16 protein-coding genes are annotated in these 16,745 nt (G+C 70.3%); 10 read left to right on the forward strand and 6 right to left on the reverse strand.

The window, feature by feature from the left end; genetic code table 11:
* Positions 1 to 316: 316 nt before the first annotated feature.
* Together DLJ58_RS10545 and DLJ58_RS10550 are read left to right on the forward strand one after the other, a co-directional pair.
* Entirely contained in the window at positions 317 to 1,060 is a 744-nt protein-coding gene (locus DLJ58_RS10545) for a neutral zinc metallopeptidase (RefSeq protein ID WP_124855269.1), read from the forward strand.
* 121 nt (positions 1,061 to 1,181) lie between these two features.
* Positions 1,182 to 1,838, forward strand: a complete 657-nt coding sequence (locus DLJ58_RS10550; protein WP_124855374.1) for an HAD family hydrolase — start codon at positions 1,182 to 1,184, stop codon at positions 1,836 to 1,838.
* A 120-nt stretch (positions 1,839 to 1,958) separates the two neighbouring features.
* On the opposite strand, the gene DLJ58_RS10555 is transcribed toward DLJ58_RS10550, so the two are convergent.
* From DLJ58_RS10555 to DLJ58_RS10570, 4 genes are all read right to left on the reverse strand, one after another.
* Positions 1,959 to 4,514, reverse strand: a complete 2,556-nt coding sequence (locus DLJ58_RS10555) for an ABC transporter permease (protein ID WP_124855271.1) — start codon at positions 4,512 to 4,514, stop codon at positions 1,959 to 1,961.
* Positions 4,514 to 5,281, reverse strand: a complete 768-nt coding sequence (locus DLJ58_RS10560) for an ABC transporter ATP-binding protein (protein WP_124855274.1) — start codon at positions 5,279 to 5,281, stop codon at positions 4,514 to 4,516. Before DLJ58_RS10560 ends, DLJ58_RS10555 begins: the two co-directional genes overlap by 1 nt.
* 355 nt (positions 5,282 to 5,636) lie before the next feature.
* Positions 5,637 to 6,323, reverse strand: a complete 687-nt coding sequence (locus DLJ58_RS10565) for a response regulator (RefSeq protein WP_124855277.1) — start codon at positions 6,321 to 6,323, stop codon at positions 5,637 to 5,639.
* A gap of 208 nt (positions 6,324 to 6,531) precedes the next feature.
* Positions 6,532 to 7,446 (reverse strand): RecB family exonuclease, encoded by a 915-nt coding sequence (locus tag DLJ58_RS10570; protein WP_124855280.1) that lies wholly within the window; start codon positions 7,444 to 7,446, stop codon positions 6,532 to 6,534.
* A 140-nt stretch (positions 7,447 to 7,586) separates the two neighbouring features.
* Between DLJ58_RS10570 and DLJ58_RS10575 the strand changes: the two genes are divergently transcribed.
* Genes DLJ58_RS10575 through DLJ58_RS10585 form a run of 3 tightly spaced genes read left to right on the forward strand, consistent with a single transcriptional unit; the run spans position 7,587 to position 10,295 of the window.
* Entirely contained in the window at positions 7,587 to 8,678 is a 1,092-nt protein-coding gene (locus DLJ58_RS10575) for a site-2 protease family protein (protein WP_386994826.1), read from the forward strand.
* Positions 8,675 to 9,676, forward strand: coding sequence for a tRNA (adenine-N1)-methyltransferase (locus tag DLJ58_RS10580; RefSeq protein ID WP_373861552.1), 1,002 nt, complete (start codon positions 8,675 to 8,677; stop codon positions 9,674 to 9,676). Before DLJ58_RS10575 ends, DLJ58_RS10580 begins: the two co-directional genes overlap by 4 nt.
* A gap of 46 nt (positions 9,677 to 9,722) precedes the next feature.
* The gene (locus DLJ58_RS10585) at positions 9,723 to 10,295 is read left to right on the forward strand and encodes a hypothetical protein (RefSeq protein ID WP_091408625.1); all 573 of its coding nucleotides are present in this window, start codon (positions 9,723 to 9,725) and stop codon (positions 10,293 to 10,295) included.
* Between the two features lie 50 nt (positions 10,296 to 10,345).
* Here the strand turns inward: DLJ58_RS10585 and DLJ58_RS10590 are convergent, their stop codons facing one another.
* Positions 10,346 to 10,639, reverse strand: coding sequence for a ferredoxin (locus DLJ58_RS10590; protein ID WP_091408893.1), 294 nt, complete (start codon positions 10,637 to 10,639; stop codon positions 10,346 to 10,348).
* Positions 10,640 to 10,817: 178 nt separating this feature from the next.
* Between DLJ58_RS10590 and arc the strand changes: the two genes are divergently transcribed.
* Entirely contained in the window at positions 10,818 to 12,602 is a 1,785-nt protein-coding gene (gene arc / locus DLJ58_RS10595; protein WP_124855286.1) for a proteasome ATPase, read from the forward strand.
* An 83-nt stretch (positions 12,603 to 12,685) separates the two neighbouring features.
* On the opposite strand, the gene DLJ58_RS33795 is transcribed toward arc, so the two are convergent.
* Complete coding sequence (locus tag DLJ58_RS33795; protein ID WP_158629567.1) at positions 12,686 to 13,048, reverse strand: GtrA family protein; 363 nt, start codon at positions 13,046 to 13,048, stop codon at positions 12,686 to 12,688.
* Between the two features lie 160 nt (positions 13,049 to 13,208).
* On the opposite strand from DLJ58_RS33795, the gene DLJ58_RS10605 reads away from it, so the two are divergent.
* The 4 genes from DLJ58_RS10605 to DLJ58_RS10620 are packed head-to-tail and all read left to right on the forward strand — an operon-like array spanning position 13,209 to position 16,740.
* Positions 13,209 to 13,742 carry an acyltransferase gene (locus tag DLJ58_RS10605; RefSeq protein ID WP_124855293.1) on the forward strand — a complete coding sequence of 178 codons (534 nt, stop codon included), beginning with the start codon at positions 13,209 to 13,211 and terminating at the stop codon, positions 13,740 to 13,742.
* A gap of 22 nt (positions 13,743 to 13,764) precedes the next feature.
* Positions 13,765 to 14,865, forward strand: coding sequence for a DegT/DnrJ/EryC1/StrS family aminotransferase (locus DLJ58_RS10610; protein WP_124855296.1), 1,101 nt, complete (start codon positions 13,765 to 13,767; stop codon positions 14,863 to 14,865).
* Positions 14,858 to 15,805: a Gfo/Idh/MocA family protein gene (locus DLJ58_RS10615; protein ID WP_124855299.1), complete on the forward strand. Its 948-nt coding sequence runs from the start codon at positions 14,858 to 14,860 to the stop codon at positions 15,803 to 15,805. The genes DLJ58_RS10610 and DLJ58_RS10615 overlap by 8 nt, the downstream gene beginning before the upstream one ends.
* 2 nt (positions 15,806 to 15,807) lie before the next feature.
* The gene (locus DLJ58_RS10620; protein WP_124855302.1) at positions 15,808 to 16,740 is read left to right on the forward strand and encodes a glycosyltransferase family 2 protein; all 933 of its coding nucleotides are present in this window, start codon (positions 15,808 to 15,810) and stop codon (positions 16,738 to 16,740) included.
* Positions 16,741 to 16,745 lie beyond the last annotated feature (5 nt).

A 16,745-nucleotide genomic window follows, 5' to 3' on the forward strand; every position in this document is an offset into this window, starting at 1 on the left:
GGTTGGGGGCGACGAACCTCGGGCCGGGCGGGACGCTCGGGTGCGGCAGCAGCGGTACGAGGCCGAGCGGCACGGTGACCAGGGCGACACGTGGCAGCGCGGTCGGGATTCGAGCGGTTGAGCGACCCTACTGGCCGTACGAGCGGCGCAGCCGGTGGTTGACCGCGCGACACCACCCCAGGCCGCTGCGCCGCAGCCCGTCCGGCCCCAGGGCACGTGAACCGTCCGGCCGTGCCGTGCGTGAAACCGGTGACGGGCGTTTCGGTCCTGTCGTCGGGGTACTACCAGCCTGAGCACCGATGTCTGGGGAGGCACAGTGGGCGCACGGTTCGGACGCGATGCGCGGGGCCCGTTGGCGGGTCTGCTGGTCGCCGCCCTGGTCTCCCTCGCCTGCGCCGGCGGTGGGCTGGCCGAGCCGGAGGCCGAGCGCCCCGGGGCGAACCCGCCGGCAGCCTCACCGGGGCCGAGCACCACCCGGGCCGACAGCACCACCAGCGTCGCCGAGTTCGAGCAGGACGTCGCCGACGCGCAGGCGGTCGCCGAGCGGTACTGGGCGGCCCAGTTCAAGGAATCCGGGCAGCGGTTCCAACCGATCCGGCGGATCATCCCGTACCAGCGTGACGGCGAGGTGTCCTGCGGCGGCCAGGCGTTGCCCCGCAACAACGCCGTCTACTGCTCGCAGGGCGACTTCATCGCGTACGACGTCACCTGGTCGGTGGCGGCGTTCCGCCAGGTCGGCGACGCGTTCGTGTTCTACCTGCTCGGGCACGAGTACGCGCACGCAATCCAGGTGCGGCTCGGCATCAACTACAGCTTCACCATCCAGCAGGAGTTGCAGGCCGACTGCATGGCCGGGGCGTACCTCGGCGACTCGGTGCGCTCGGAGGCCCTGACCCTCGCCGAGGGCGACCTGGACGAGTTCCGGGAGGGGGTGGCGGCGGTCGGCGACGACCCGGACCAGCCGTGGTTCGCGGAAGGGGCGCACGGCACCGCCGAGCAGCGCACCGACATGTTCTTCCGGGGTTACGAGGGTTCCCTGAAGGAGTGCGACCTGGGCTGAACGGGGTTGCCCGGATCACCCTGGCGCCCGTTGCCGCCACCGGCCCCGGGGGGTGCTGGCAGGATCGCCGGTGTCGGTCACCACCCTGGAGGTTCCGCTGAGCAGCCATCACCCCGCCGCTGTGCTCTTCGACATGGACGGCACGTTGGTCGACAGCGAGAAGCTGTGGGACGTCGCGTTGCAGGAACTCGCGAAGGAGTACGGCGGGGAACTCTCCGTCGACGCCCGTCAGTCGATCATCGGCACCGCCATGGCCGAGTCGATGCGCATCCTGCACGACGACCTGGGGCAGCCCGAACGGGACCCGGAGATCAGCGCGGCGTGGATCAACGCCCGGATCCTGGACCTGTTCCGCACCGGTCTGCGCTGGCAGCCGGGCGCGTTCGACCTGTTGCGCGCGGTCCGCGCGGCGGGAATCCCCACCGCGCTGGTCACCTCCAGCCCTCGGGCGCTGGTCGAGATCGCCCTGGACACCCTCGGTCGCGACAACTTCGACACGGTGGTCGCCGGCGACGAGGTGGTGGCGGCAAAGCCGCACCCCGAGCCGTACCTGACCGCGGCCCGGCTGCTGGGTGTGCCGATCGAGCGTTGTGTCGCGATCGAGGACTCACCGACCGGGGTGGCCAGCGCGCTCGCCTCGGGCGCGGCGGTCCTGGCCGTACCGGCGGAGGTGGCGTTGCCGAGCACTGTCGGCGTACACCAGGTGGAGAGCCTGACCGGCGTGGACCTGCCGTTGCTCGCGGTTCTGCTGACCGATCGGGCCGCGGCGACCAGCTGACCCGCCCGCCGTCCTGCCGGCACACCAGCCGGGCAGTCGCGTACGGGTGGCCGAGGGGGAATGGGACAGGCCGAGGCCCCCGGTCGCGCGGATGGCGACCGGGGGCCTCGGCAGTGCCGATCAGTCGTGGGCGATGGCGCCCAGGACGTTGATCCGGGCCGCCCGGACGGCCGGGAGCACCGCGGCCACCACGCCGATGATGGCGGCGAGACCGAGGAAGACACCCATCTGCCCCCACGGCAGGATCAGGTCGGTGATGCCCTCGTCCTTGAGGGCCTCGACCACCGCGGCGCCGAGGCCGGTGCCCACCACCACGCCGAGCAGCGCGCCGAACACCGAGATCACCACCGCCTCGACGGTGATCATGCCCATGGTCTGGGACCGGCGCAGGCCGATCGCCCGCAGCAGACCCAACTCGCGGGTCCGCTCCAGCACCGACAGGGCCAGGGTGTTGATGATGCCCAGCACGGCGATCACGATGGCCAGCGCGAGCAGGATCTGGATCATCGTGAGCAGCCCGTCGAGCGAACTGGTCTGCTGCTTGATGAACGCGTCGCGGTCGGCCACCGACACCTCGGGGCTGTCCGCGAGCAACGCCTCCACCTGCGGCTGGACGTCGGACACCCGGGTGCCCGGGTCCAGCTGGATGAAGCCCTGGATGGGCTGCGGAATGGCGAAGTCCTTCGCCGCGGTCACCGGCAGCGTCACCGGGTTGGTCAGCTGCGACGACTCGTAGATGCCGCTGATCGTGTAGGTGCGTGCCTCGCCCCGGGTCAGCTGCACATTGACCGTGGAGCCCACCGACCAGCCACGGGACGTGGCCGTGTCCGAGCTGGCGAGCATCTGGGTCGGCCCGAGCCGGTCGATGTCACCGGCGGTGGGCTTCGCGCCGAAGATCTGCCGCAGCGACGCGATGTCACTGCTCGCCGCGACCCAGGTGCCCTCGCCGTCGATACGCGCCATGTCGCCGTACTCGCCGTCGACCAACCGCACACCGGGCAGGGCCTTGGCCTGGTCCAGCACACCCGGGTCGAAGGTCGGCGGACGCGGGCCGCCCTGCTGGCCGGCGATCACCAGCTCGGCCTTGATGGTGTCCTGGGCGAGCGCGCTGATGCTGCCCTTGGCCGAGTCGAGGATCACCGTGACGCCGGTGACCAGCGCGATGCCGACCATCAGCGCGGCGGCCGTGATGGCCGTACGACGGGGGTTGCGCCCCGAGTTGAGCCGGCCCAGCTTGCCCGGCACCGACCAGGAGAAGATCGCCCCGAGCAGGCTCACCACCGGCTTGCTGATCAGCGGGGTCAGCAGCGCCACCCCGATGAAGGCGAACAGCACCCCACCGAGGATGGTCGACAGCGTCTGACCACCGGCGTTGCCGCTGAGCCCGAGGAACAGCAGCACCGCGCCGATACCGGTGACCAGCGACCCGGCCACGGTGATCTTGGTCAACGGTCGGTCCGGGGTGGCCACGTCCTGCATGGCCGCGATCGGCGGGATCCGGGACGCCCGCAGCGCCGGCAGCAGTGCCGCCACCACGGTGATCACCAGACCGACGGCGAACGAACCGATCACCGCAGCCGCCGGCACGCCGATGCCGGCCAGGGTGAGCCCACCAGCGAGCTTGCCGAACAGGAACGCCAGCAACGCGCCCACCCCGATACCGGCGGCAAGGCCGAGCACCGACGCGATCAACCCCACCGCGATGGCCTCCAGCACCACCGAACCGATGATCTGCCGGCCGCTGGCCCCGATGGCGCGCATCAGCGCCAACTCCCGGGTCCGCTGCGCCACGATGATCGAGAAGGTGTTGAGGATCAGGAAGGTGCCCACCAGCAGCGCCACCGCGGCGAAGCCGAGCAGGATCTTGTTGAAGAAGGACAGGCCCTCCTTCAGGCTGGCCGAGGCATCCGCGGCCACCTGCTCGCCGGTCTTCACCTCGAAGTCCGCGCCCAGGGTGCGTGCCACGTCGTCGCGCAGCTTCTCGTCCGAGACCCCGTCGGCGGCCTGAACGGTGATGCTGCTGAACACGTCCGGCTCGCCCAGCATCAGCCGCTGGGCCACCGGCGTGGTGAAGAAGACCTCGTTGACCCCGCCGATCGAGTCCCGGTCACCGCTGTAACCGAAGACGCCGACCAGTGTGAAGTCCCGCTTCTTCGACTCGAACGCGGTCAGCACGCCGACCTTCTGGCCGACCTGCACCTTCGCGGCCGTGGCCAACGCCTTGTTGATGACGATCTCGTCCTCGGCCTGCGGCGCGCGCCCCTCACGCAGCTTCAGCAGCTCGCTCTCGCCGGTCCAGTTCTCGCCCAACTGCGGCGGGCCGAACGAGGTGACGACCTTGCCGTTGCTGCCGATCACCCGGGCGCCGTCGGCGTTGACCACACCGGTCGCCGAGGCCGCCCCCGGCACCTGCTTCACCCGGTCCACCAGGGCGGCCGGCAGCGGGGCGACGGTCTGCTCGCCCTCCATCTCGTTGACCTGCACCTTCGGCTTCGCCGCGACGTTCACGTCGATCTCGGAGAAACCGTCGGCGAACACCGAGTCGAAGGAACGACCCAGCGTGTCGGTGAGCACGAACGCACCGGAGACGAACATCACCCCGAGCACCACCGCCAGGCCGGACAGGATCAGCCGGACCTTGCGGGCCAGCAGACTCTTCAGCGTCGCGCGGAACATCAGTTGCCCACCTCGGCCGCAGTGTCCAGCTTCTTCATGGTGTCCAGCACCGTCTCGGCGGTCGGCTCGATCAGCTCCGAGACGATCTCACCATCGGCGAGGAAGACCACCCGGTCGGCGTACGCGGCGGCCGTCGGGTCGTGGGTGACCATCACGATGGTCTGGCCGTGCTCCCGGACCGAGTCACGCAGGAAGTTGAGCACCTCCGCGCCGGAGCGCGAGTCCAGGTTGCCGGTCGGCTCGTCCGCGAAGATCACCTCGGGGCGGGAGACCAGCGCCCGCGCGCACGCCACCCGCTGCTGCTGCCCACCGGAGAGCTGCGCCGGCCGGTGGTCCAGCCGGTCCTTGAGACCCACCGTCTCGATCACCGTGTCGTACCAGGCCGGGTCCGGCTTGCGCCCGGCGATCGACAGCGGCAGCAGGATGTTCTCCTTGGCCGTCAGCGTCGGCAGCAGGTTGAACTGCTGGAAGATGAAGCCCACCTTGTCGCGGCGCAGCTTCGTCAGCCCCGCGTCGCCCAGCCCCGTGACCGTCGTCTCACCGATCGACACCGTCCCCCGGGTCACCGAGTCCAGGCCGGCCAGGCAATGCATCAACGTCGACTTACCGGAACCCGACGGGCCCATGATCGCGGTGAAGCGGCCACGTTCGAACTCCGCGCTGACCCCCCGCAGCGCGACGACCTGAGCCTCGCCGCTGCCGTACACCTTCCACACGTCGTTCGCCCGGGCCGCGGCCTGCGCCTGCTGGCCTACCGTCGCGGTCACGTCATCTACCTCTTCCGTCTGTCCGAAAATGCACGCCGCCCCCCGATGGTCCGGCGCGACTGTTCAATCATCGGTGCTGCATACGCCCGCCCCGTCCGACCCTGGGGGGACCCGGCGCGGATTTCCCGCTGCGGGTGCACCCCCATGTCGGATCAGGGTTGCCCCTGAGTCGAGGGCCGGTCGACCGCTTTTCCCCTCGGCGGCGGGCGGCCGCACCGACACTTGCACCTGACGCCACAGGAGGGTCAACCGAACCGAGCCATGTCCGGTCACGGTAGGTGACGACGGCAACGACAGCCGTCCCCCCACGGAGGGATCTTCGAGTACGCCGGGTGAGGTACCCGGGCCGGTGGAACTACGCCCGGGGGCGGACCAGACCCGACTCGTACGCCAGCACCACCGCCTGCACCCGGTCGCGCAGCCGCAGCTTGGTCAGCACATGCCCGACGTGCGTCTTGATGGTGGTTTCGCTCACTGACAGGACCGTCGCGATCTCGGCGTTGGACAGCCCTCGGGCGACCTGCACGAGCACCTCGCGCTCCCGGTCGGTGAGCGCGTTGAGCGCCGCCGACGGCGTCGCCGCCGGATCGGGCAGCAGGTCGGCGAAGCGGTCCAACAGTCGCCGCAGGATCCGAGGTGTCACCACCGCGTCCCCGCCGGCGACCGTGCGGATCGCCGCGATCAGATCCTCGGCCGGCACGTCCTTGGCCAGGAACCCGCTGGCGCCGGCCCGCAACGCGCCCACCACGTACTCGTCCAGGTCGAAGGTGGTGAGCACCAGCACCCGTACCGGCAGTCGGGCGTCGACGATGGCCCGGGTCGCCGCCACCCCGTCCATCCGGGGCATCCGGATGTCCATCAGTACGACGTCGGGCAGCAGCCGGCGGGACAACTCCACCGCCTCCACGCCGTCACCGGCCTCCGCCACCACGTCCAGGTCGCTCTCGGCGCCCAGGACCATCCGGAACCCGGTCCGTAGCAGCGGCTGGTCGTCGGCGAGCAGGATCCGCACCGGCCGTGCCGAGGGCGCCTGATGGCTCATCTTTTCTCCCGTCCCGCCGACGTCGTGGGGCGCACCGGTCATCCTCGCGTACCCGAGCCGGTGCGTCGCGGATCACCGTAGAGGCCTGCCGGTCGCCCTGTCCCGACCGAGGCGGCACCGCTGCGGTCGGGTTTCGGCGTCGGCGTGCGGCAGGCGGTCCCGGCGGCCTGAATCGCCGCGCCGGGCGTAGACGTCGCTCAGGAGGCCGTCACTCGTCGGCACCCGGCGCCACCGGAGTGGCCCGGGAGTCACGCAGTGGGTCGGTGCTCGCCGCGGCGACCGGGAACGGCGGTGGGGTGCCGCCGAAGCTGGGACAGAGCGCCTGGTGGCTGCACCAGTCGCAGAGCCGGCTCGGCCGGGGCCGGAAATCCTGACGGGCGGTGGCCTGCTCGATTGCCCGCCACAGCGCCACCACGGTGCGCTCGAAGCGGACCAGCTCGTCGGCGTCCGGGGTGTAGTCCAACACCTCGGCGTCACGCAGGTAGAGCAGCCGCAGCACCCGGGGCACCACCCCCCGGGTGCGCCACAGCACCAGGGCGTAGAACTTCAGCTGGAACAGCGCCCGGGCCTCGAACGCCTCCCGCGGGGCACCGCCGGTCTTGTAGTCGACCACCCGCAGCGCGCCGTCCGGAGCGACGTCGAGCCGGTCGAGGTAGCCCCGGATCAGCAGCTCCTCGTCGACGACCGCGGAGATCAGGCTCTCGCGTTCGGCCGGCTCCAGCCGGGTCGGATCCTCCACCGCGAAGTAACCCTGCAACAGCCCGGCGGCGGAGCGGAGGAACTCCACCGGCCCGGCCGGCTCCGCGCCGTCGAAGATCCCGGCCAGTTCGGGTTGCTCGGTGACCAGCCGGTCCCACTGGGGGGCGACCAGGTCGCCGGCCGCCTCCGGCGTGCGGCCGGTGGCCGGCAGGTCGAACAGGCGCTCCAGCACCGCGTGCACCAACGTGCCCCGGGCCTGCTCGATGGTGGTGCGCTCGGGCAGCCGGTCGATGCTGCGGAACCGGTAGAGCAGCGGGCAGGTCTTGAAATCCGCCGCCCGCGACGGGGACAGCGAGGCCCGCACCGTCGGCGGCGCCTGCGCCGCGGGGGAGGGCTGGGAGGTGGTGACCGATTCCGCCGTCATGTCGGCAAAGGTTAGGGCACCGGTGTGACACCGCCCGCCGCCCGCCCCACACAGCGACGGTCCGTAGCATCGTGGCGATGGAGCAGACAACCAGGCCGCCGCGCCGACCGGACCGACGCCTCGGCCTGAACGTCGGCAAGGTGTTCGGGGTGCCGCTGTACCTCAACGGCTCCATGGTCCTGCTCGCGGTGCTCATCGCGGTGCTGTACGGCGAGTTCGCCCGCCGACAACTGGACCTGCCGCAGCTCAGCGGCTACCTGATCGGGTTCGGGTTCGTCGTGTCGCTGCTCGGCTCGGTGCTGCTGCACGAGCTGGGCCACGCCCTCACCGCCCGGCGGTACGGCATCGGTGTGCGCGGGATCACCCTGGAGCTGCTCGGCGGTTACACGGAGATGGACCGGGACGCCCCGTCGCCCCGCGTCGACCTGCTGGTCTCGCTGGCCGGCCCGGCGGTCTCCGCGGTGCTCGGCGTCCTGGCGGTCGCCGCCACGCTCGCCCTGCCCGAGGGGACCGTGGCGCACCAGCTCGCCTTCCAGCTCGCGGTCAGCAACGTCATCGTGGCGCTGTTCAACAGCCTGCCCGGGCTGCCGCTCGACGGCGGCCGGGCGCTGCGCGCCGCCGTGTGGGGGCTGACCCGCGACCGCCACCTCGGCACCGAGGTCGCCGGGTGGGCCGGCCGGGTCGTCGCCGTCGGCACCGCGGCCCTGGTCCTGGTGCTCACCGTCGAGCGGCGGCTGGCGCCGCTGGCGCTGCCGCTGATGCTGCTGGTCGCCGTCACCCTCTGGCGTGGCGCCGGCCAGTCGATCCGGGCCGCCCGGGTCAGCCGCCGGTTCCCGCTGATCGACCTCGCCCGGCTCGCCCGTCCGGTCTGGTCGGTGGCCACCGGCACGCCACTGGCCGAGGCCCAGCGCCGACGCGCCGAGAGTGGGCAGCCCGACGCCGCGCTGCTGGTCACCGACTCCACCGGTCGACCGGTGGCGCTGGTCGACCCGGCCGCCGCCGACGCGGTGCCGGTCGAGCGCCGACCGTGGCTGGCGGTCGACGCCGTCGCCCGGTCGCTGGGCACCCTTCCCACGTTGTCGGTCGGCTGGGACGGCGAGCGGGTGATGGAGGCCGTACAGACCTACCCGGGCGCACAGTACGTGGTGACGTCAGGCGAAGATGTCGTCGGCATTCTGCACATCGCGGACCTGGCACAGCTCCTCGAACCCAACCGGAAGATGACACCGTGACCGCAACTCCCTCCACCGTCGCCGCCGACCCCGCCAACCCGGCGCTGACACCCGTGCACCGCGGGCCGTTCCGGCCCGGCGACCGGGTCCAGCTGACCGACCCCAAGGGGCGGATGCACACCGTGACGCTGGAGCCCGGCAAGGAGTTCCACACCCACCGCGGCATCCTGGCGCACGACGCGCTGATCGGGCTCCCCGACGGCAGCGTGGTGACCACCGCCGGCGGCGGCACCGCGTTCCTGGCCCTGCGGCCGCTCCTGTCGGACTACGTGTTGTCCATGCCGCGCGGCGCTCAGGTGATCTACCCCAAGGACTCCGCGCAGATCGTGGCGATGGGCGACATCTTCCCCGGCGCGAAGGTCCTCGAGGCCGGCGCCGGCTCCGGCGCGCTGAGCTGCTCCCTGCTGCGCGCCGTCGGCACCGAGGGCGAGCTGCACTCGTTCGAACTGCGCGACGACTTCGCCCAGATCGCCAAGCGCAACGTCGAGGCGTTCTTCAACGGGCCGCACCCCTCGTGGAACCTGCACGTCGGCGATGTCGCGCAGTGCCGGGAGACCGGCTTCGACCGGATCATCCTGGACATGCTGACCCCCTGGGAGACCCTCGACATGGTCGAGCGGGCGCTGGTGCCCGGTGGGGTGTTCATCGGCTACGTCGCCACCACACCGCAGCTCTCCGAGCTGGTGGAGGCGCTGCGCGAGCGCGGCGGCTGGACCGAGCCACGGGCCTGGGAGTCCCTGGTGCGCGACTGGCACGCCGAGGGCCTCGCCGTCCGTCCGGACCACCGGATGATCGCGCACACCGCCTTCCTGGTGTCCGCGCGCAAGCTGGCCCCGGGGGTCACCGCGCCGCCGCGCCGGCGCAAGCCCAGCAAGGGCACCGAGGCGTACGCGCAGCGCCGCCAGGACCTGCGCGAGGCGGAGGCGGCCCGACAGGCCGCCGCCGCGCAGGCCGCAGGCGCGCAGTCCAACGGTGCGGGGGAGATGGACAGGCCGTGACCATCGAGCTGGGTGTCGGCAGCGCCGAGCAGGGGGAGACGCTGGCATGAGCCGACCGGGCTACGGCGGTGGAGACCTCCCCGCGGTCTTTCCCGACTGGTCGCCCTATCAGGACCTGGAGTCGGCGGCGCGGGCCTACCTGCGCGACCCGGACGTCGCCCTGGAGGCGCTCGGCGGCGTGCTGCGCGGCGCGTCGGTGCTCGGCTTCACCCTGGAACGCTTCGTCAACGAGGTCAACGGGGTGTGGCAGGAGGTCGTGGTCTGCGACGGCAGCCGGCTCATTCTCTGGCACGGCGAGGACGTACCGCCGGAGGAGGGCCCGCCGGGCTCGATGACCTCGTCGCTGCGGGTGGTGCCGGTCTCCACCGTCACCGAGGTGGGCTGCCGGCGGCGGCTCAACCGTGCCGAGAGCGGCGAGATCCGGGTCGACAGCATCGACGTCTACCTGCTGCTCACCTCGTTGGACGAGGCGCCGCCGAGCGAGGAGATGGCCGGCACGCCCCGGCACGACGCGTTGCGCTTCGGCAAGACCCTCGACGACGGCGGGGCCGGGCAGATCGCCCGGTTGGAGGAGTTCGCGCGGTTGGTCGCCTCGGTGGTCGGCCGTCCGATGCTCTGAGGCGTACCCCGTTCTGGACCCGGCCGGGCCTTCACGGCCCGGCCGGTGGGTCAGTCTTCCTCGGCGTCCGGGCCGGCGACCTCGACGCCGTCGCCGCGCACCACGTGGATGCAGTCGCCCGGGCACTCCTTCGCGGAGTCGATCACCTCGAGTCGCAGGTGCGCGGGGACGTCGACCCGGCTGCCCGGTGCCATCCGCAGCTCACCGTCGACGCCCTTGACGTAGGCCAGACCGTCGATGTCGAACTCGAACACCTCCGGCGCGTACTGCACGCAGAGCCCGTCGCCCGTGCAGAGGTCCTGGTCGACCCAGACCTGCAATTCGTCGGTCGCGACCTCGGCCACCTGTGCACCCCCCATGTTCTCCCGTGCCACGCTCCGACGGTACCTGAACGCCGGTAACGGCCCGTCAGGCCACCCTTGGCGATCAAGGTTCGGTGACGAGGGTGTTGCGTGGGACCGAATCGGCCTCATAGCGGCTAGTGTTAGGGCAGAACGTTCAAGCCCCCCGGGGAGGTGGGACGTGGCAGCACGTAGCGACGACGCGGACTCGCGCGCCGCACGGTGGGAGAAGGAAGCCCACGATCTCTCCACGCAGGTCGCGTTCCTGCAAGAGGAACTCGCCCTGGTGCGGCGCAAGTTGACCGAAAGCCCCCGACACGTCCGGCAGCTCGAAGAGCGGCTGGCGGCCACCCAGGCACAGTTGGCGCGGCTGACAGAGAACAACGACCGGCTGGTGAGCACCCTCAAGGAAGCTCGCACGCAGATCGTGACGCTCAAGGAGGAGATCGACCGGCTCGCGCAACCGCCGAGCGGTTACGGAGTCTTCCTGGCCAAGCACGAGGACGGCACGGTGGACGTCTTCACCGGTGGCCGCAAACTGCGGGTCGCGGTGTCGCCCTCGCTCGACGTGGGTGACCTGCGGCGCGGCCAGGAGGTCCTGCTCAACGACGCGCTCAACATCGTCGACGCGTTCGGTTACGAGCGGGTTGGCGAAGTGGTGATGCTCAAGGAGATCCTGGAGGGACCGAACGGCGGGCCGGGTGACCGGGCGCTGGTGGTCTCCCACTCCGACGAGGAGCGCATCGTGCACCTCGCCGAGACGCTCATCGGCTCGGCGATCCGGGCCGGCGACTCGCTCATGATCGAGCCCCGCTCGGCGTACGCGTACGAGCGGATCCCGAAGAGCGAGGTCGAGGAGCTGGTCCTGGAGGAGGTGCCCGACGTCGGCTACGGCGACATCGGTGGCCTCCAGTCGCAGATCGAGCAGATCCGCGACGCGGTGGAGTTGCCGTTCCTGCACGCGGACCTGTTCCGTGAGCACCAGCTCCGCCCACCCAAGGGCATCCTGCTCTACGGCCCACCCGGCTGTGGCAAGACGCTCATCGCCAAGGCGGTGGCCAACTCGCTGGCCAAGAAGATCGCCGAGCGGCAGGGCAAGGAGAAGCACACCAGCTTCTTCCTCAACATCAAGGGCCCGGAGCTGCTCAACAAGTACGTCGGTGAGACCGAGCGGCACATCCGGCTGATCTTCCAGCGCGCCCGGGAGAAGGCCGGCGAGGGCACGCCGGTGATCGTGTTCTTCGACGAGATGGACTCGATCTTCCGGACCCGCGGCTCCGGTGTCTCCTCCGACGTGGAGAACACCATCGTTCCGCAGCTGCTCAGCGAGATCGACGGCGTGGAAGGGCTGGAGAACGTCATCGTCATCGGCGCCTCCAACCGGGAAGACATGATCGACCCGGCGATCCTGCGCCCCGGTCGCCTCGATGTGAAGATCAAGATCGAGCGACCGGACGCCGAGGCGGCCAAGGACATCTTCTCCAAGTACATCCTCTCCGGGCTGCCCCTGCACCCGGACGACCTGGCCGAACACGGCACCGACCCCCAGGCCACTGTCGCGGCGATGATCGACGCCGTGGTGCTGCGGATGTACTCGGAAACCGAAGAGAATCGATTCCTTGAGGTCACCTACGCCAACGGTGACAAGGAAGTCCTCTACTTCAAGGACTTCAACTCCGGCGCGATGATCCAGAACATCGTCGACCGCAGCAAGAAGATGGCCATCAAGGAGTTCCTCACCTCGGGTCGCAAGGGGCTGCGCCTGCAGCACCTGCTCGACGCCTGCGTCGACGAGTTCCGCGAGAACGAGGACCTCCCCAACACCACCAACCCCGACGACTGGGCGCGCATCTCCGGCAAGAAGGGTGAGCGGATCGTCTACATCCGCACGCTCGTCTCCGGCGGCAAGGGCGCCGAGGCCGGCCGGTCCATCGAGACCGCGAGCAACACCGGTCAGTACCTGTAGAGCCGACGTTCAATCGGGGCGACGCGTTTCGACGCGTCGCCCCGTTTGACGTTCCGCCGGAGTTCGGCGGGCTGTTCTGCGGGTCAGCTCGGAGCGTCGGTGAAGATCCACTTGCGGGAGACGAAGAGATTCAGCACCGCCAGGCCCCCGGTGGTGAGCACCTTCGCGACCAGGTACGGAAGGCCGGCCCAGGTCAACCCCTGCACGAGGGCGACCGTGAGAGCCAGGTTGACGATCACCAGCAGCAGATACCGCCAGGCCTGACCGCCGACGTCGCCGGTCGAGCCGAATGACCATGCGCGGTTGAGCCCGAAGTTGACCACGAACGCCACGGCGAAGGCGAGGACCGTGGCGAACGGCAGCCACACCCCCAGCACACCGTGGAACAGGTAGAGCGCGCTGGTGTCGGTGATCGCGCTGAGACCTCCGACGATGAGAAACCGCACCTCGCTGCGCCGCGTCAAGCCTGCGAACGTCGCCGAGGCCGCCGCCTTCATCGCTGAACCTTGGATGCGGACCCGCCATGTGTCGTCACGGTGGAGCACGCTATCGTCTCCCCGTCCCGCGATCGCCCCGAGACCCCCCGAAGGTGTGCAAGTGACCGACATGCCGAGCGTCTCCGTCCACCCGACAGCCGAGGTGGAAGCCGGGGCCGAGATCGGAGCCGGGACTCGGATCTGGCACCTGACGCATGTCCGGTCGACCGCCCGCATCGGCGCCGACTGCACGCTCGGCCGCAATGTGTTCGTCGATGCCGGGGTCACCATCGGCGACCGCGTCAAGGTGCAGAACAACGTCTCGGTCTACCACGGCGTCACGCTCGAGGACGAGGTGTTCGTCGGCCCGAGCGCGGTCTTCACCAACGACCTCAACCCGCGCGCCCAGAACCCGGACTGGAAGGTCACGCCGACCTTGGTCCGCACGGGCGCCTCGATCGGCGCCAACGCCACGATCGTCTGCGGCACCGAGATCGGGGAGTTCGCCCTCGTGGCCGCCGGCGCGGTCGTCACGCGGGATGTGCAGCCGTACCAACTCGTGGCCGGCAACCCGGCCCGGCATCTCGGCTGGGTCAACCGCAACGGCGAGGTGGTCGCCCGCGGCGACGAGCAGTTGCCCACCGGCGGACTCGAAGGCCGCTGAACCTCACAGGAGACAACCCCTCATGTCTATTCCCATCACTTCGGTGGTCATCGGCCCCGAGGAAGAGGCCGCGGTCCTGTCGGTTCTGCGATCCGGCAGGCTGGCCCAGGGACCGATGGTCGCCGAACTGGAGCGGTCGTTCGCGGAGCTCTGCGGTGTCCCCCACGCCGTGGCCGTCAGCAACGGCACCGTCGCCCTGGTGGCCGCTCTCGAAGCGCTCGGTCTGCAGCCCGGCGACGAGGTGATCACCACTCCCTTCAGCTTCGCGGCGACCCTGAACGCGATTCTCGAGTCCGGAGCGACGGTCCGCTTCGCCGACATCCGTGACGATTTCACCATCGACCCGGACTCGGTCCAGGCGCTGGTCAACGCACGGACCAAGGCCATCCTCCCGGTGCACCTCTACGGCCTGCCCGCCGACATGACGGCCCTCACCGCGATCGCCGAGACCGCCGGGCTCGCGATCGTCGAGGACGCCGCCCAGGCGCACGGCGCGCGCGTTGGTGACCGGGCGGTCGGCTCGTTCGGGGTCGGCTGCTTCTCCATGTACGCCACGAAGAACCTGCAGTGCGGCGAAGGCGGTCTGATCACCACCTCCGACGACGCCATCGCGGACCGGCTCCGGCTGCTGCGCAACCAGGGCATGCGGGTGCGGTACCAGTACGAGGCGCCGGGCCACAACTGGCGACTGACCGACCTGCAGGCGGCCATCGCCGTGCCGCAGGTCGGCCGGCTGGCCGAGACCACGGCTCGCCGGGTCTCGAACGCCGCGCGGCTGACCGCCGGCCTCGCCGACCTGCCCGGGCTGACCACCCCGTCGGTGCCGGCTGGACGAAGCCACGTCTGGCACCAGTACACCGTGCGTATCGGCGCCGACGCGCCACTGAGCCGCGACGACCTCGGCAAGCGGCTTGATGAGCGGCAGATCGGCTACGGTCTGTACTACCCCCGCCTCATGCACCACTACGACTGCTACGTGGGTCACCCCCAGATCGGCACGGATGAGACTCCTCGTGCCCTTCGCGCCGCCGAAGAGGCACTTTCCCTTCCTGTTCACCAACACCTCGCCGACGACGACGTCGACCAGGTGATCGAGGCCGTACGAGGTGCGTTCAATGCCTAATTTGGCGATCATCGGCGCGGGCATCATGGGCGCGAACCACGGTCGAGTGGCCCGCGCCACGCCGGACGTCACCGTCACCTCCGTCTGCGACCCCGACCCCCAGCGGGCCGCCACCCTGGCCAAGGCCATCGGCGCGGATTACACGACCGACATTGACGAGGCGCTGGCCGGCGTGGACGCGGTCATCCTGGCGACCCCGAGCGAGACGCACGGCGAGTTGGGCTCGCGCATCCTGCGCAGCGGCCGGGACCTTCTCGTCGAGAAGCCGATCGCGACCTCCGTCGCCGACGCGCGGCACCTCATCGACCTCGCGGAGAAGCACGAACGCGTGTTGATGGTCGGTCACGTCGAGCGCTTCAACCCGGCGGTCACGGAGCTCCTCCAACTGGTGGACGACCCGCTGTCGTTGGAGATCACCCGGGTCGGCCCGTTCTCCAACCGTGCCCTCGCCGACGTCCTGCTGGACCTGATGATCCACGACGTGGACCTGGCACGGACGGTGGCCGGCTCGGAGATCGTCGCCCACCGCGCGGCGACCCGGATCGTCCGGTCCGCTGAGCAGGACCTGGCCTTCGCCCTGCTCATGTTCGAGAACGGCTTGATCGCCAACATCACGGCGAGCCGAGTCAGCCAGAATAAGATCCGCCGCGTCACCCTCACCCAGCGCAACGACTGCGTCATCGCCGACCTGCTGCGCCAGCAGGTCGAGGTGCACCGGATCGAGCACTCCGAGTTCCTCTCCGAGGGCGGCGTGCGCTACCGGCAGAGTGGGCGGGTCGAGATCCCCTTCCTCTCCCAGCACGGCGAGCCGCTGATGCACGAGCTGCGGCACTTCGCCGACTGCGTCGTCAACCGTCGCCGGCCGGTGGTCAGCGGCGAGGACGGCCTGGCCGCGCTCGAGGTGTGCCTCCAGATCCGCGACACCGCCCTGGTCGGCTGAGCATGTACAAGGGTCAGAAGGTCGCCGCTGTCGTCCCGGCCTACAACGAGAGCCGGCTGATCGGCAAGACGATCACCACGATGCCCGACTTCGTGGACTTCATCGTGGTGATCAACGACTGCTCCACCGACGACACCTCCGAGCGGGCTCGCGCGGTGGGTGACCCGCGGGTCGTCGTCATCGACCACGAGAAGAACACCGGCGTCGGTGGTTCGATCATGGACGGGCACGAGCGGGCCCTCGCTTTGGGCGCCGACATCAACGTCGTGATGGCCGGTGACGCCCAGATGGATCCGGCCTACCTGCCGGCGCTGCTCGACCCGATCTGCGACGACGGCTACGAGTTCACCAAGGCGAACCGCTTCTTCTCCCGTACGTCGTTCGCCGACATGCCGGCCGTACGGATGCTGGGGAGCGTCGCCCTGTCGTTCGCGACCAAGGTCGCCAGCGGCTACTGGAACCTCTTCGACCCGCAGAACGGTTACACCGCGGTGTCCCGGTCGGCCCTCCTGCGGCTCAACGTCGCCGCCGTGGCACGCGGCTACGAGTTCGAGAACGACCTCCTGATCTGGCTCAACATCGCCAACGCCCGAGCCAAGGACGTACCGATCCCCGCCAGCTACGGCGAGGAGGTGTCGACGATGCGCATCCACCGGGTGGCCCCCCGCATCGCCAGCCTCCTGTTCCGCGGCTTCTGGCGGCGGATGCTGCTCAAGCACGTGCTCGCCTCGTTCTCCGCCGTCGCGCTGCTGTTCTTCACCGGCCTGTTCCTCATCCTGTTCGGCTCCGGCTGGGGGATCTGGGTGCTGGCGGAGACCCTCGGCCCACCGGCCGCCACCACCGGTAGCGTCCTGCTCTGCGTCGGGCCGCTGCTGACCGGAATCCACATGCTGATCTCCGCGCTCACCCTGGACATCCAGTCGACGCCGGACTGACCGGT

It is taken from the genome of Micromonospora arida (assembly GCF_003857035.1).
In the GTDB taxonomy this organism is placed as follows: domain Bacteria; phylum Actinomycetota; class Actinomycetes; order Mycobacteriales; family Micromonosporaceae; genus Micromonospora; species Micromonospora arida.